General features: G+C 60.0%; 10 protein-coding genes. 8 read left to right on the top strand and 2 right to left on the bottom strand.

Annotation, left to right across the window (positions count from 1 at the left end):
* Positions 1-66: 66 nt before the first annotated feature.
* The 5 genes from D8780_RS13105 to D8780_RS13085 all read left to right on the top strand — a co-directional run bounded on the left by D8780_RS13105 (position 67) and on the right by D8780_RS13085 (position 6349).
* A complete protein-coding gene (locus D8780_RS13105) occupies positions 67-1191 on the top strand; it encodes a cytochrome-c peroxidase (protein WP_121646002.1) in 1125 nt (374 codons plus the stop codon).
* 11 nt (positions 1192-1202) lie between these two features.
* Entirely contained in the window at positions 1203-2426 is a 1224-nt protein-coding gene (locus D8780_RS13100; protein WP_121646565.1) for a cytochrome-c peroxidase, read from the top strand.
* 5 nt (positions 2427-2431) lie between these two features.
* A complete protein-coding gene (locus D8780_RS13095) occupies positions 2432-2998 on the top strand; it encodes a Rieske 2Fe-2S domain-containing protein (RefSeq protein WP_121646001.1) in 567 nt (188 codons plus the stop codon).
* A gap of 14 nt (positions 2999-3012) precedes the next feature.
* Complete coding sequence (locus tag D8780_RS13090; protein WP_121646000.1) at positions 3013-5748, top strand: arsenate reductase (azurin) large subunit; 2736 nt, start codon at positions 3013-3015, stop codon at positions 5746-5748.
* A gap of 79 nt (positions 5749-5827) precedes the next feature.
* Positions 5828-6349 carry a DUF2478 domain-containing protein gene (locus tag D8780_RS13085; RefSeq protein ID WP_121645999.1) on the top strand — a complete coding sequence of 174 codons (522 nt, stop codon included), beginning with the start codon at positions 5828-5830 and terminating at the stop codon, positions 6347-6349.
* Between the two features lie 177 nt (positions 6350-6526).
* Here the strand turns inward: D8780_RS13085 and D8780_RS13080 are convergent, their stop codons facing one another.
* The gene (locus tag D8780_RS13080; RefSeq protein ID WP_158598510.1) at positions 6527-8857 is read right to left on the bottom strand and encodes a methyl-accepting chemotaxis protein; all 2331 of its coding nucleotides are present in this window, start codon (positions 8855-8857) and stop codon (positions 6527-6529) included.
* Between the two features lie 300 nt (positions 8858-9157).
* The gene (locus D8780_RS13075; RefSeq protein ID WP_121645997.1) at positions 9158-10285 is read right to left on the bottom strand and encodes a zinc-dependent alcohol dehydrogenase family protein; all 1128 of its coding nucleotides are present in this window, start codon (positions 10283-10285) and stop codon (positions 9158-9160) included.
* 204 nt (positions 10286-10489) lie between these two features.
* Between D8780_RS13075 and D8780_RS13070 the strand changes: the two genes are divergently transcribed.
* The 3 genes from D8780_RS13070 (at position 10490) to D8780_RS13060 (ending at position 15981) form a co-directional block, all read left to right on the top strand.
* On the top strand, positions 10490-11416 hold the full coding sequence (locus tag D8780_RS13070) for a substrate-binding domain-containing protein (protein ID WP_158598509.1): 927 nt from the start codon (positions 10490-10492) through the stop codon (positions 11414-11416).
* A 44-nt stretch (positions 11417-11460) separates the two neighbouring features.
* Positions 11461-13608: a methyl-accepting chemotaxis protein gene (locus D8780_RS13065; protein WP_121645995.1), complete on the top strand. Its 2148-nt coding sequence runs from the start codon at positions 11461-11463 to the stop codon at positions 13606-13608.
* Between the two features lie 171 nt (positions 13609-13779).
* Positions 13780-15981: an esterase-like activity of phytase family protein gene (locus D8780_RS13060; protein WP_121645994.1), complete on the top strand. Its 2202-nt coding sequence runs from the start codon at positions 13780-13782 to the stop codon at positions 15979-15981.
* Positions 15982-15994 lie beyond the last annotated feature (13 nt).

The raw sequence follows: 15994 nt of genomic DNA, 5'->3' as shown, positions 1-15994 counted from the left end.
GACACGGGGAATCGCTCAGCGACCTCTTCGTGTCGACCTTAAACGCGATGTCGCGAGGAGAGTCGAATGACAGAAGGTGTCCGGCGAAAGAGGTTGACTGGCGGACTGACCGCCATGACCGCGTTACTCACACTTGGAATGGGCGGCCCCGCCGACGCCCAGGATGCAGAGGCATTTGCCCCGCTTCCCGAAGCCAAGGAAATCAACGAAGCGCGTGCCGAACTCGGCAAGAAGCTCTTCTTCGATAATCGCCTTTCGGGCGATACGTCGCTTTCCTGTTCAAGCTGCCACGATCCGGCGACCGGCTGGACCACTCGCGAGCCGTTGTCGCAGGGCTATACAAATACCCCGTATTTCCGGAATGCCCCTTCGCTCTTTAACGTGTCCCACAAGACCTACCTGCATTGGGACGGACGCCTCGAAGGCAGCGATCTCGGCACCGCGTCGCGTGACGGGATCGTCGAAGCGCATTTCATGAATGCGGATTCGCGGCTTGTTCAGGAGCGCCTGAAGCAGGTGCCTGAATATCTTCAGATGTTTCAGGAAGCGTATGACGGCGAACCCTATGGCGGCCGCATCTACGGTGCGCTCGGCGAATTCATGAAGACCCTGCGCACTCAGGACGCGCCGCTCCAGACCTTTCTTGACGGCGACGAGTCGGCACTCAGCGAAGAAGCCAAGGCTGGCAAGGATATTTTCGAAGGCAAGGCCGGATGCGTCTCGTGTCATAGCGGAGCGATGCTGAGCGACAGTAAGCCTCACGCACTGGGCGTGCCCGACAACGATCTCCTGGAAAGCGAACCGGCGCGTGCGGTCACCCTGCTGCGTTACTATTCGAGCTTCGGCGTACCGAACTACATGAACCGAAGCCAGGATGTCGGCTACTACTCGGTCACCAAGGACGATGCCGATATCGGCAAGTTCTACACGCCCTCGCTCTGGGATGTTGGTCAAACGGCCCCGTACATGCATTCGGGCGTCTTCGCCACGCTGGAAGATGTCGTGGACTTCTACAATCAGGGCGGCGGCGAAGCGGCCAACAAGACCGACATGCTCCAACCGCTCAACCTGTCCGACGACGAGAAAAGCTCGCTGGTCGCCTTCCTTGAAAGCCTGACGGGCCAGACACCTCAAATCGAAGTGTCTGAGCAGCCGGACTACTCGGAAGACGCGCCGGTCAAGCCGGAATGAGGAGCCGAAAGATGACAAGAATCGCAAAATTGCTGATCGCCGCGGCTCTCGCCTCGACGGCTCTATCGGCGCCGCTTTCCGCTCAGGAAGCTGACGCTGACAACCGGACGATGGATGATCTGGTTCCTGGCGAAACCTACCCGAACACCGCGGAAAACAAACTGACGGAGGGCGCTGTCGAAACTGTCTCGACCGACGCGCCGCTTGCGCGGCTGGAGCCGCCCGTCGCGCCTCCCGACAACCCGATGAGCGAGGCAAAGGTCGAGCTCGGACGGATGCTCTTCTTCGACCCCCGGCTGTCCGGCAACGGTACAATGCCCTGCTCGGCCTGCCACAGTCCCGATCTCGGATGGGGCACCGAAACGCCCATCTCGTTCGGCTATCCGGGTACGACCCACTGGCGCAACAGCCAGACGATCCTCAATGCCGCCTACTACAACAAGCTGTTCTGGGACGGCAGCAAGACCAGCCTGGAATCACAGGCACCGTCCGCAGCCCATGGCGCTGTCGCTGGCAATGGCGACGATTCCATCATGGAAATGCGGCTTGCCTTCATTCCGGAATATGTCACCCGCTTCAAGGAGCTGTTCGGCACGGAAAATCCGATCATCGCGGATGCCTGGCGAGCGATTGCCGCCTATCAGCGGACGATCGTATCCGATCCGCAAAACGTTCCGTTCGATCGGTTCATGGATGGTGACGAAACGGCTCTGAGTGAAGAGGCCAAGCGCGGCCTGGATCTCTTCAAGGGCAAGGCCAACTGCGCCAGCTGCCATAATGGCGCGCTGTTCTCCGACCAGCAATTCTACGATCTCGGCGTGCCGCAAAACGTCATCATGGACAGCACCGATCCGCTACAGCAGATCACCGTCCGCTGGGAGAACTACTCCAAGGGCGTCACGGAGGAGATGTATTACTCCGATCCCGGCGATATGGGCCTCTACTACGTCACCAAGCGGCAAACCGACCGCTACAAGTTCCGCGTGCCGTCGCTGCGCGAGCTGACCTATACCGGTCCCTACATGCACAACGGCACGTTCGAGACGCTGGCCGAAGTCGTCGACTTCTACAATGAGGGCGGCGGCGAAGGCGTCAACAAGACCGAGCTGCTCAAGCCCCTCGGCCTGGACGATCAGGAGAAGGCCGATCTGGTCGCCTTCCTGGAAAGCCTCAGCTCCGATGAGCCGATTGTCGACCAGGAACCTGAACTCCCTGAAATTCAAGCACGGAGGTGAGCCCGATGGCATACACCGAACAAAAGAAGGCCGAAGGCAAGCAGAAGGCACAGCCGACCCATCTGTGCCTCGCCCGGCGGCAGTTTCTGATCATGGGTGCGGCGAGCGTGGTTTCGCTCGGCGTGATCGGCCCCCGCAACGCGATGGGCCAGGTTGCGGAGCTCGTCATGGGTGCATGGCCGAAAAAGGTCATCGGAACGGTTTCCGAACTGGAAACGGCCAAGGCGATCGAGTTCAGCTATCCGAACGACGATATCAACAATCTGCTGTTCATGCTGAGCGAGGAGGCTGGCGGCGGCGTCGGCCCCGACCGCAATATCGTGGCCTTCAACTCGCAATGCCCGCATCAGGGGGCGTATCTCGACGGAAGCCTGTTTCACTCCAAGCACTCGCTGCTCGGACCGTGTCCGCTGCATCTGTCGACCTTCGACCTGACGAAATACGGCATGGTCTCTTCCGGCCATGCCACAGCCAGCCTGCCACAGATCACGCTCGAACTGGACGGTGACGACATAGTCGCAACCGGCGTCATGGGCCTTGTCTATGGCTATTCCCAGAATCCGACGAGCTGAGGAGAAGACATCAAATGACGACTCCCTATGACAATCCCGACGTCGACGTCGTTCCTCTACCGCCGGTCGACGCGGAAAAAATCACCACCGCCTGCGACTATTGCATCGTCGCCTGCGGCTTCCTGGCCTATCGCTGGCCTGTCGGAAAGCAGGGTGGCCCCGCTGCCGATCAGAATGCGCTCGGCATCGATTTTCCGACTGGCGCACCGATGACCGCATGGGTCAGCCCGAACCAGCATAATATCGTAGACCATGAGGGTAAGCCGCACCACGTCATCATCATTCCCGATCCGGATACTCCGGTCGTCAATGTCGATGGCAACCACTCCATCCGTGGCGGCACGCTGGCCCAAAAGCTCTACAACCCGACAACCCCGACAAGGGAACGTCTGCGCGAGCCGATGATCCGCGTCGTCGATACGCTCACCCCCGTCTCCTGGGACGTCGTGACCGACGTCATGGCCGAAGTCTCCAAATATGTGCTGGAGAAACATGGCGTTCACGCCTGGGGCATGAAGACCTATTCATATGAGTTCTTCGAGAACACCTATGCGATCTCCAAGCTGGTGAACAATTCGATCGGAACGCCGATCTACGCACCGCACGACAAGCCGCAGGCCGCGGAAGACACGCCCGGCCTCGACGATGCCGGCATCAACGCCTTCTCGGCAAGTTATGACGACTGGGGCAAGACCGACGTTGCTTTCTGTTCGGGCGTTGATCCGTACGAGACGAAGACCGTGCTCTTCACCTCGTGGATGATGTATGGCGATAATCCCGACAAGAAGATGATCATGGTGACGCCGCACCGGACCATGGGCGTGCAGTATGCGCTGGAACATGGCGGCTTGTGGCTACCGGTCATCCCCGGCTCCGATACCGCGCTTCACCTGGCTATCTCGAAGATTATCCTTCAGAACAACTGGCAGGACCAGGAGTTCATCGACAAGTGGATCGCCAATCGCTGGGAGGTCAATTCCGGATATGGCCGCGGCACGCGCAATACGCGCTGGCAGTGGCGCACGACCTGGGGTCGCTTCCAGTCCGACTGGGAAGACTACCAGAAATTCATCATGGAAGAGCCCGCCGCCGATCTTGCCAAGGCATCCGAGATCACGGGTCTGAAGCCCGAACTCATCGAGCAGGCTGCCGAGATGATCGCCAAGCCGAAGGAAGACGGCACCCGCGTGAAGACGTCCTTCATGCTGGAAAAGGGCAATTACTGGTCCAATAACTATATGAACACCGCCTCCCTGGCCTCGCTCGGGCTGGTCTGCGGTGCGGGCAATCGGCCCGGTCAGGTCATCTCGCGTGGTGGTGGTCACCAGCGTGGCTGGATGGGCTCCGGTCCGAAACGCGGCTATCTGTCTCCCGAAAAGCACCCCGGACGGCGCAAGAAATCCGTCAATGTCGACCGCTGGGTCATGGACGGCAATGTGCGCTTCATGTGGGTGATGGGAACGGTCTGGTTCCCCGCCATGCTCGCCAGCCAGGAACTGGGCTCGCGTGTCCACAATCTGGTCAAGGAGAGCAAGCATCAGCCGCGCAGCGTCGACCGCGATCATCTGATCGAAGTCTACAAGAAGCGGGTGGACGAAGGCGGCATGGTGCTCGTCAACTCGGATATCTATCCGGTCGATCCCCTGAATACGCAGATCGCCGACATCGTGTTGCCGGCCGCCGCCTGGGGCGAGGAAGATCGCTCGCGTTGTAATGCCGAACGGCGCCTGCGCCTCTATTCCAAGATCGCGGATGCCCCCGGCAACGCCAAATCGGACTGGTGGGCTATCGCCCAATTCGCCAAGAAGATGGGCTTTGAAGGGTTCGAGTGGGAGAATTCCGCCGATATCTTCGAAGAGGCGGCCCGTTTCTCCCGTACCGGTGTCCTTTCCTACTACGCTCTTCACAAGAAGGCGCAGGAAGAAGGCAAGCGCAGCCATGACAAGCTGCGTGAACTCGGCACCACCGGCATTCAGACGCCCATCCGGATGGTCGATGGCGAGCTCGTCGGCACCAAACGTCTGCATGATCCCGAAAACCAATGGGGCGAGATCGAAGGGTCGGTGGCCGACCAGAAATGGCTCTATTCCTTCGGGACCCATTCCGGCAAGGCCCTGCTGCTGCGCACGCCGTGGGAGAATAATGGCTGGTCGGACTTCTACGAGGCGATCAAGCCGCGTTCCGAGAAGAACGAGGTCTGGATCACCAATGGTCGTGTCAACGAGACCTGGCAGTCCGGCTTCGACGATCGCCGCAAGCCTTATCTCGCCAAGCGCTGGCCGTGGCCATACATCTTCATCCACCCCGACGATGCGGAGCCGCGCGGTATCGAATCCGGCGATCTGGTCGAAGGCTACAATGATACGGTCTACATCCAGAGTGGTCGGCCCGTCGGCGTGCAGTCGGACGATCTGTCCTTCACCAAGCTGAAAGAGGATGGTCACATCACGACGACGGAGGGCAGCTTTGTCGCAGTCGCCATCGTCTCCGACGAGATGCGTCCGGGCGTCACCATGGCCAACTTCAACTATCCCGGCAGTCAGGCCAACTCGGTCTGTCACGCGGTGCCCGATCCTGTCAGTGGCAACTATCGCTACAAGCTCGGTCGAGGCGTCATCCGCCGCGTCGGTGAATCTCCGTACAAACACAATTTTGACGAGATGAGCCTGAAGCCGCGGCCGGTCACGATGACCGCGACGGACGAAGTCACACCTTGGGATTTCGACTCTGTCATCGAACGCAAGGGCTGAACTGCTGAATCGAAATGGCGGGGTCGTTGAGATCCCGCCATTTCTTATGAAGTCTCAGGATTGTAATCGGGAAAAGTCGATGAAACTCGCTGTAGTCACGTCAGAGGTTTCGGGCCAGGTGAACGCGGTTCTTGCCGATGTCGCCGAGCGACTGGAGAAGAGGGGCTGGCGTCTGGCCGGTCTCGTTCAGTCCGATGTCGACCGGCCCGACCGGCGACATGCCGACATGCATGTTCGTGTTCTGCCCAATGGTGAAACATTCCGGATCAGCCAGGATCTCGGATCGCAATCGCGCGGCTGCCGCCTCGACACCGCCTCGCTGGAATCCGCAGTGGGAATCGTAACGGAAACGATGAGTGGCGATAGCGGTATCGACCTGCTTATCGTCAACAAGTTCGGGAAACGGGAAGCGCAGGGTGGTGGATTTCACGCGCTGATCGCTGAGGCCGTATCGCGCGATATTCCGGTTCTCACAGCCGTCAATGGACTTAATCGCGCGGCCTTCGAGGCATTTGCCGGTGGGCTGGCTGACGAATTGCCAGCCCAAAAGGACGCGATCATTGCCTGGCTCGGCGGCTCCGAAACAAACCGCGCAGCCTAATGGCGCTTCGCGCCTTTGAAGGGGCGTGACGAAACGCGTCTCTTCGTCTCAATCCGGCAGTCGAAACGAAGCGTGATATCCCGCGACCCTTCTTAAATGCTTTGCGCGCCGGGTCTCCCCGGCGCGCTTCTTTATTCGGTCGTCTGCCCTTGCTGATCGCGCCGGCGATTGCGCGCGTCAGAATTCATCCCACTCATCGGCGAATTCGGACGCTTTCGGTGCCGCGCCACCAGAGCCCATAACCTTCATCTGGGTCACGGTCCGCTTCGGCGTAACAGAGGCAGCCTTCGGAGCTTGAGCGACGCTGCTTGGGCGTTGCGGCTGTGCGGGCACGCGCGACGTATTGGTCCGGAATTGCGAGACCGTTCTCGTCAGCTCGTTGGTTTCGTTGGCGAGGGTCTGGGCCGCAGCGGTGGTCTCCTCGACCATGGCTGCGTTCTGCTGCGTCATGTCGTCCATCTGGTCGGCGGCAGTCGAAACCTCCTTCAGGGAGATTGCCTGTTCGCGTGCGGTGCCGGCAATTTCGGCGACCTCGTTGGAGGTGGCGGCCACCTGAGCGACGATTTCCTCCAGCGACTTGCCGGAAGCTGTGACCAGTTCGACGCCGTGCCCCACATGGGTCGAAGACTGAGAGATCAATTCCTTGATTTCGCGCGCCGCCACTTCGGAGCGCTGTGCGAGTTCGCGAACCTCCTGTGCGACGACGGCGAAACCGCGTCCGGTCTCGCCGGCCCGGGCGGCTTCGACGCCCGCGTTCAGAGCCAGTAGATTGGTCTGGAACGCGATCTCTTCGATCACGCCGATAATGGTCGAGATCTGTTTCGAGGAGTTTTCGATTGAGGCCATGGCTTGCACGGCCTGGCCGACGATCTCGCCGCCCTTCATCGCATTCTTGCGTGCCGTTTCCGCAGAAGACTGTGCCCGTGCGGCGCTTTCCGCAGTTTCATTGACGGCAGAGGCGACTTCCGTCAGCGCCGTCGTCGTCTGCTCAAGGCCGGCAGCCTGGCGCTCGGTGCGCTGTGCGAGGTCATGGGAGGCAACACTGATCTCGTTCAGTCCGTTGCGGATGGAGTCGATCGAGCCGACCACCGCGCCGAACGTGGCTTCCAGTCTCTCGACCGTATCGTTGAACTGATGGCGGATGACTTCGTATTCGGCTGCTGCAGGTTGCTCGATCCGAACAGTCAGATCGCCGTCGGACAAGCGATCGAACCCGTCACGGATATCGGTCACGAAGCTTTCCAGCTCGCGAGCCTTTGCACGCTCGGAGTCGGTCTGACGCTCGCGCTGCTGTTCCACTTCCCGGCGTGTGGCCGCGGCGGTGTTTTCGAGCTCGACACTGTCGGCCAGGGCAAAGCGAAAACCTTCCAGTGCTTTCGCCACCGCGCCGACTTCATCCTGACGCTCCTGTCCGATCACGGGCGTCTCGTAATCCTTTTCGCTCAGGCGGGAGACCGAAACGAGAAGGTCGGAAATCGGTCGGCGGACGAACTGGCGAGCTCCGAGATAAAGCGCCCCAAGCACCGCAAGAAGAAGAACCAGGCCGACCGCGGCAATGGAGAGGACCTTGTTGCGGATCGGCGCGGCAATCGTCTCGACCGGTATGTCGATGATCGTCGCCCAGGTCGAGCCACTCTGGGGTACGGCAAATGGATAGATGATCCGTTCCATCAGCACGCCGTCGGGTCCTTCGACATTACGGAGAATATGAGCCGAACCGCCGCTCAGAACGTCGGAGAGCTGTTCGGCGCCTTCTGCCGCATAGGGCTTCATGGTGAGTTCGCTTTCCGGCGGGACGAGCCATTTGCCTTCGTGCGAGAGAAGCAGCACCCGTCCGTCGCCGAAGGGGTGGAGCTGCTGAAGCCGGCTCGCAAGGGTCTGCAGGCTAATGTCGACGCCGGCAACACCGATCTCTTTGCCGTTGGAGAGGACAGGGTAGGCAAGGGACGTCATCAACACGTTGACCTCCGAAGCCATATACGGCTCGGTGATCGCGCCCTGACCGGCGTCCGAGGCGAGCTTGTACCAAGCGGCGTCGTAGTCGGCCTTGAATGTTGAGAATTCGATGTCGCCTGAGCTGCTCCGCGTCCAATAGGGCGCGAAGATACCGTCTTCATTCGCGCCGGATTGTGTCGCGTCCACTCCGCTTTCTGTGCCTGTCATGGTTTGGCCGTCAAAGGCCTGCGGCCGCTCGGCCATCCAGCTGCCAAAGATCACATCATAATTTTCGACGTTGGCGCGCAGGATCGCCATCACCGTTGAGCGCTCATGCATGCCGGCTGTGTGGGCCGCGGCGATGGCGCCGCTTGTCGCTTTTGCCGCCGATGCGGCGGTGGCAAGCTGGGAGGAAATAGAGCCTGCAATCGCCTCTGCCTCGGTCTCGGCCTGATCGAAGATCAAAGCCTCCGTCTGCGCCTTTGTCGTCCAACTATAGAAGCCGATTGCACTGATCAGGATAATAGCCACGGTTCCGCCCGCGAGGGCGAGCAGCTTTGTGGAGAGAGACATGGAGAGGCGCTTCATCGTCGTGCTTTTCCAATTGATCCATTGAGTTGAGAAGCATTGCGATGATGGTCATGACAGCAATTGAATAACAATCGATTTATTTTGTTACTGTCTTGGGCGTGGCCCGGATAAAATTCAGTCTATGCCGGGGGGATCGACTATCATGGCTCGGGACCGTCAAGAATCGACCGATACAACATCGGATAAAGCAGCGCAGACAGAAAAAAGAGGGCGTCAGGAAAAGGTATATTTTCCTGACGCCCTCTATATTTGCGGGCCACTTTATGAGTGGTGAGGATCTCTTCAGTCGAAAACGATGACCTGCCGGATGGCTTTACCTGCCGCGAGGCGCTCGAACCCTTCATTGATGTCTTCAAGCTTGATGGTGTGCGTCATCAGCTTTTCGATAGGCAGTTGCCCCTTCATCATCATCGCCGCGTAGCGCGGAATATCCCGGACCGGCACGCACGAGCCCACATAGGACCCTTTCAGAACCCGCTCTTCTGCGGTCAGGGAGACGGGCGGGAAGGACAATTCCGCTTCGGGATGCGGCAATCCCGCGGTCACGGTGGTGCCGCCCCGGCGGGTGATCGCATAGGCATATTTCAGCGCGGGAACGGCTCCCGCCAGTTCAACGGCTAAATCGACACCGCCGCTCGTCCATCCCTTGACCGTTTCGACAGCGCCTTCTTCCGTCGGGTCGATGGCGTGGGTCGCACCGAGTTCGAGTGCGAAGTCACGCTTATCCTTCGCCAGATCGACGGCAATCACGCGCCGCGCCCCGCCAGCGATCGCGCCGAGCAGACCGGCCAGACCGACGCCGCCGAGCCCAATAACCGCCACGTCCTGACCCGGACGTAGCGCTCCAGAATTGAGGACCGCGCCGACGCCCGTCAGGACCGCACAGCCCAGCAGCGCGGCACGATCGAGCGGAATGTCGTCGTCGATTTTCACGCAGGAATTTTCTGAAACGATCACCCGGTCGGAGAAAGCCGAGACACCGAGATGGTGATTGATCGTCTCTCCTTCGGCGCTGAGCCGTTTTTCACCAGAGATCAGCGTGCCCGCCCCATTGGCCGCAGCTCCGGGTTCGCAGAGGGCCGGTCGGCCTTCCGCACAGGGAACGCAATGGCCACAGGACGGAACGAAAACCATGACCACGTGGTCGCCAGGGGCGAAACGGGAGGCGCCGGGGCCGACCTCCTCGACGATACCGGCTGCCTCGTGGCCGATCGCCATAGGCATGACGCGAGGCCGGTCCGCATTGATCGTCGAAAGATCGGAATGGCAAAGACCGGCAGCGGCGAGCTTCACCCGCATCTCGCCCGGCTCCGGTGCTTCGAGGGTCGCTTCCACGATCTCCAGAGGACGGCTTTCCGTATAGGGGCGGGGCAGGCCCATTTCACGCAGAAGGGCTATGCGGGTTTTCATTTTTATTCTCCTCCACCGGGTTCGCGCGGAAAATGAAGGGCGCTGCCGTCAGTGGCAAGCCCTCGGCCAGTCCTTTGGCATCGGGCCAGAGGGTCACAAAATCGGAAACTAGAACGAACGGTCTAAAATCGTTCCAAATTTAATCAAGCGTTTATCGTCTCTTATTAGCATTCAGACAGTTACGTCCTGTTCAAGGATTTTGCCGTGCTGAAGCGCCTGATCATCGCCCTTTCCATTTCCATTCTGCCCTTCTCGGCCCCGTCTTCCGCCGCCACGATCGGCGTGACCCTGGCCAATTCGGATACGTTTCTGAAGCTGCTGCGCCGCGGCCTGGAGGAAGAAGCGGCCAATGCGGAGGATTTGACGCTCCAGATCGAGGTCTCAAACAAGGATTCCAGCCACCAGATGGAGGCGGTCGAAGGCTTCATCGAGCAGGAGGTGGATGCCATCATCGCTGTTCTGGTCGATAGCGACGAGGGCTCGAAAGTCTCTTCGCTTGCCGAAGAGGCCGGCATCCCGCTCGTTTACGTCAATAACAGTCCGATCAATGCGAAGGAATTGCCGGATGGCCAGACCTTTGTTTCGGCTGATGACGAGACCGGCGGCAAGTTGCAGGCCGAGGAAGTCTGCCGTCTTCTGAAGGGCAGGGGCAATGTCGGCCTCATGATGGGCGAACTGACGTCCCCTGCTGCTCGTCGTCGCTCTGACGCGGTCGCAGCCGTTCTGAAAACCGATGCCTGTCGCGACATGAAGATCGTCGAGCGTCAATCGGCCAACGGCGCGCGCGATCAGGGCACAAGCGTCATGGGCGAGTGGCTCGACGGCGACGAAAAGCTCGACGCGGTGATCGCTAATAATGACGATATGGCGCTGGGTGCCGTCCGCATCATGACGTTGCGGGGCATTGCGATGGACGATGTCGTCATCGCCGGTATCGATGCGACACCGGCTGCGCTCAATTCCATGAAAGCCGGCGAACTCGATGTCACCGTCCACCAGAACGCGGAGGGCCAGGGCGCTGCGGCGGTGAAAGCGGCGATGGATCTCATCGCCGGTTCCGATGTGCCCCCCAGGATCGATATCGATTCCGAATTGATCACGCCCACCAATCTTGACGCGCATATGAACTAGTGCGGGCCAATCTTAATCTTCATGCCCAGAACGAAGTTAACCCGATGATCAAATACTGGAAAAAACTCGGAATACGCAGCCAGATATCCATTGGCTTTCTCCCACTCCTCCTGCTCATGAGCTTTCTGTCGGTCAGTGCGATCTGGGGCGTCAACGGTGTCGCCTCGCTTTTCGGCTCTTATCGGGAAGCGGCGACCGACAGCCTTATGGTCTCGGACGCCGACTACGCCTTCGGCAAGATGCGCCGTGCCGTAAAGGCATTCGAGGGCAGCTTCTCCGACGAGGCTCTTGAAACTTTCGAGACCAGCCTCGATGATCTCAGAATGGCCGAGGCCCTTCTATCGGAGCGGTTCTACGAGCACCCGGAACTCTTCGCCATCCTGACAACCCTTCAGGACCATGTCGAAAACTACGCCGAGAACTTCGATACGGTGGCAGGGCTGGAAAAGCGTCGCAGCGTCCTGCAGGCGAATGTGGATGATTTCGGGCCGTGGACGTCGATCGCCCTCTACGACATCATGCGCTCTGCATGGCGCAGCGGCAATACGGATGCTCTCTATCAGGCAGCATCAGTCAACGAGGCGGTCGCGAACAGCCTCTATTCGGCCAAGCAGTTCATCCAGACCAACGATCCGGCCGCTTATGACGAAGCGCAGGCTCAACTGGCGACGGCGGTCAATCGCTATGATGTGATGCGCAGTTCGCTATTCCGGTCCATTCAGATCACCCGCGCGCTTTCGGCCCTCAAGCTCATGAAGAATTATGGCGGGCGGCTTGCTGATCTGAAGGCAACGGTCGACGAGATCCAGTCGGTCCAGTCAGAGTATCTGGCTCCCTTGGACGAGAAGATGACGGCGACGTTCGCGACGTTCCGCCAGCAGATTTCCGATCGCCAGCGGACGCTGGGCCAGCAGGCGGAATCGCTTGCCAGTTCCGCCGTCATCAGCGCAATTGTCATCAGCCTGGCTGTCGTGCTGGTCGGTCTGCTTCTGGCCTATGTCGTCGGCCGGATGATCGCGCGAACGGTCCAGCAGTTGGCCGAGGTGACGGAAGAGATTGCCCGCGGCAATAATGAAGTCGCTGTGGCCGGCGCTGAATACCAGCACGAACTCGGCGCTATGGCCCGGTCTCTGCGTGTGTTTCAGGAGAATGGCCGGGCCAAGGTGCAGGCCGAGCGCGAAGCGACTGAAAGCCGCAACCGCGCTGAGCGGGAACGCGAAGAGCACGAGGCCGAGCGCCAGCATGACGCCGAGATCCTTCAGTCCACCTTCGACCAGATTGCCGAAGCGCTGGACCGGCTTGCAACCGGTGATCTGACGGTTCGTGTCGGCCCTGTCGATCCTCGTTATGAGTCGATCCGCCTGCAGTTCAACGAAGCCGTCGCTTCACTGGACGGTGCACTCTCCTCGGTGGTGAATTCGACGGGGTCGATCCATTTCGGTCTTTGCGAGATTTCGACGGCCGCCAGCGATCTGGCACGCCGTACCGAACAGCAGGCGGCCAGCCTGGAACATACGGTGGCATCTCTGTCGGAAGTGGCGACGGCCGTCGATCAGACGGCGCAGGGTGCGAGCCAGGCCCGTCAGTCGGCCGAAGTCGCACAGCAGAACGCCCAGGAGGGCGGGCAGATCGTCAACAACACGATCACCGCAATGTCCTCCATCGAGCAGTCCTCCCGCGAGATCAGCCAGATTATCGGCGTGATCGACGATATCGCCTTCCAGACCAATCTGTTGGCGCTCAATGCCGGGGTGGAGGCCGCGCGGGCCGGGGAGGCCGGCGATGGGTTCGCCGTCGTCGCCCAGGAGGTTCGTCAGCTTGCCCAGCGCTCGGCGGAAGCCGCCAAGGAGATCAAGCAACTCATCAATCACTCAAGCGCTCAAGTGAAAGAGGGCGTTGGGCTTGCGACCGCGTCGGGCGATTCCCTGAAGAAGATCATGGATGAAATCTCCCAAGTCACACGGGTTGTCTCGGAGATTGCCAACAGCACCAGGGAACAGGCCGCCAATCTGCATACCGTCTCGGATTCCGCCAACAAGATGGATGAGATGACGCAGCACAATGCCGCGATGGTCGAGCAGACCACCGCATCGGCCAATACGCTGCTCGCGGAGACCAAGCAATTGACTGAGAAGGTCGGGCGCTTCGGCGTATCCGGCGAAGGGGAGTCCGGCGTCGAAATCGCGGCGTGAGGTTTTCGCCCGCCGCAACACTTTGCAGGAAAGGCCCGGTCGAAAGATCGGGCCTTTTCGTTATCGGGCGCTCGGCAAATGCAATTGCCAGCCGGCTTTCCGGGAGTTTGTCACGAGACTGTGATCCAATGGCATTACGCGATCCGTCATTCCCTACCCAAGGAGACATTCATGACGAACCGCGCCCTGTCATCCGTTTCGCTGGCCGCACTCCTGGCGGCGACTGCTTTCATTAGCCCGGCTTCCGCCGAGCAGGTCTTCAATCGGATCGCTTCTTTTGCGGTCAACACCAATCTCGGAAGCGATGAAGACCAGGCGACCGAAACCAGCGCCGAAATCATCTCGGTGACGGATGACGGCAATATGCTTGTCTATACCGACAGCCCGGCCGAGCGCGTCGGTTTCGTCGACATTAGCGATCCTCGGGCTCCGAAGGCCGCCGGCTTTGTCGCGACAAATGGTGAGCCGACATCCGTCGTGGTCTCTGGCACGACGGCTTTTGCCGGTGTGAATACCTCGGCTAGCTTCACTGCGCCGTCGGGTTATCTCGCTGTGATCGATGTGGCCGGCAAGAGCCTGAGGAAGAGCTGCGATCTCGGCGGTCAACCCGACAGTGTGGCTATCAATACCGAGGGCACGCGCCTCGCCGTGGCCATCGAGAATGAGCGCGACGAGGACCTCAATGAAGGTGAAATGCCTCAGATGCCGGCAGGCTACGTCGCCATCGTGCCGCTTGCCGACGGCCAGCCCGATTGCGATGCGATGATCAAGGCGGATGTGACCGGACTTGCGGAAATCGCGGGCGACGATCCGGAGCCGGAATTCGTCGACTTCAACGAATCGGGTGAGATCGCCGTCACTCTTCAGGAAAACAATCATATCGTGATCCTGAACGGTGAGACCGGCGACGTGATCCGCGATTTTTCCGCTGGCACGGTCGATATGAAGAATATCGATACCAAGGAAGACGACGCGATCTCGTTTGACGGATCGGCGGACGGCGTTCGGCGCGAACCCGACGCCGTGCAGTGGATCGATAATGATCGCCTCGCGACCGCCAATGAGGGCGACTATAAGGGCGGCAGCCGCGGCTTCACCATCTTCTCGAAGGATGGAGATGTCCTGCAGGAAAGCGGGCCCTCCTTCGAGTACGAGGTTGCGCGCGCAGGCCATTACCCGGAAGGCCGCTCAGAGAACAAGGGTGCAGAGCCCGAAGGCATGGAAGCCGCAAGCTTCGGCGAACAGAACTACATGTTCCTGCTGTCCGAGCGCGGCTCCGTCATCGGCGTCTACAAGATGGGGGACGACGGGCAGGCCGCCTTCAGCCAGCTTCTGCCGACGGGCCTTGCACCGGAAGGCGCTATTGCCATTCCGGAGCGCAACCTTCTGGCAGTTTCGAACGAAGCTGACCTGATCGAGGATGGCGGTGTACGCTCCCACGTCACGCTCTATGAACTGGCCGACGGGGAAGCCGACTATCCGCAGATCGTTTCCGCTGACGATGACAATGGCACGCCCATTGGCTGGGGCGCGTTGTCCGGTCTCACGGCCGATCCATCCGATCCGACAACGCTCTATGCGGTGAATGACAGCTTCTATGGTGGCGCTCCGTCGATCTTCACCATCGATGCCTCACAGACGCCCGCGAAGATCACGAACGCCACGGTTGTCACGCAGGATGGCAAGACGGCAGAGAAGCTCGACCTGGAAGGCATCACCGCCGATGGCGAAGGCGACTTCTGGCTGGCTTCTGAAGGGCGGACCGACCGGGACATTCCGCATCGGCTGGTCCATGTCGACGCAGATGGCGCGATTGTGGAAGAGATTTCATTGCCAGAGGCGCTGCTCGCCCAGGAAAAGCGCTTCGGCATGGAAGGCGTGACCAAGCTGGACGACACGCTTTACATCGCCATTCAGCGCGAATGGGGTGACGATCCGAAGGGCATGGTCAAGATTCTTGCTTATGACCTCGAAGACAAGAGCTGGAAGGCTGCGCATTATCCGCTGGAAAGTGCCGAAACCGGTTGGGTCGGTTTGTCCGAAATCACCGCCCATGGCGACCATCTCTACCTCATCGAGCGCGACAACCAGATTGGTGAGGCGGCAAAGATCAAGCAGCTGACACGGGTGTCGCTTGCGGGCGTCGAAATGGCAGAGCTGGGTTCCGATCTACCGGTGCTGGAAAAGGAAATGGTCCACGATTTCATGACCGATCTCAAGGCCGGCAACGGCTATGTGGTCGACAAGATCGAGGGCTTTGCCATTGGCGGCGATGAGCGTGGCTGGGCTGTCACCGACAATGACGGTGTCGACGATTCGAATGGCGAAACACGCTTCTTCACCATTGGTGAAATTGCCCCGTCGACCAACTGAACCGACGCTTCAC

This window comes from Notoacmeibacter ruber, from assembly GCF_003668555.1.
GTDB lineage: Bacteria > Pseudomonadota > Alphaproteobacteria > Rhizobiales > Rhizobiaceae > Notoacmeibacter > Notoacmeibacter ruber.
Note: the sequence above shows the minus strand (reverse complement) of the source record. Positions and strands in the feature narration are given on the sequence as shown.

Coding starts and splice junctions, on each gene's coding strand:
- D8780_RS13105 (WP_121646002.1), top strand. CDS start 67: ATGACAGAAGGTGTCCGGCGAAAGAGGTTGACTGGCGGACTGACCGCC.
- D8780_RS13100 (WP_121646565.1), top strand. CDS start 1,203: ATGACAAGAATCGCAAAATTGCTGATCGCCGCGGCTCTCGCCTCGACG.
- D8780_RS13095 (WP_121646001.1), top strand. CDS start 2,432: ATGGCATACACCGAACAAAAGAAGGCCGAAGGCAAGCAGAAGGCACAG.
- D8780_RS13090 (WP_121646000.1), top strand. CDS start 3,013: ATGACGACTCCCTATGACAATCCCGACGTCGACGTCGTTCCTCTACCG.
- D8780_RS13085 (WP_121645999.1), top strand. CDS start 5,828: ATGAAACTCGCTGTAGTCACGTCAGAGGTTTCGGGCCAGGTGAACGCG.
- D8780_RS13080 (WP_158598510.1), bottom strand. CDS start 8,857: ATGTCTCTCTCCACAAAGCTGCTCGCCCTCGCGGGCGGAACCGTGGCT.
- D8780_RS13075 (WP_121645997.1), bottom strand. CDS start 10,285: ATGAAAACCCGCATAGCCCTTCTGCGTGAAATGGGCCTGCCCCGCCCC.
- D8780_RS13065 (WP_121645995.1), top strand. CDS start 11,461: ATGATCAAATACTGGAAAAAACTCGGAATACGCAGCCAGATATCCATT.
- D8780_RS13060 (WP_121645994.1), top strand. CDS start 13,780: ATGACGAACCGCGCCCTGTCATCCGTTTCGCTGGCCGCACTCCTGGCG.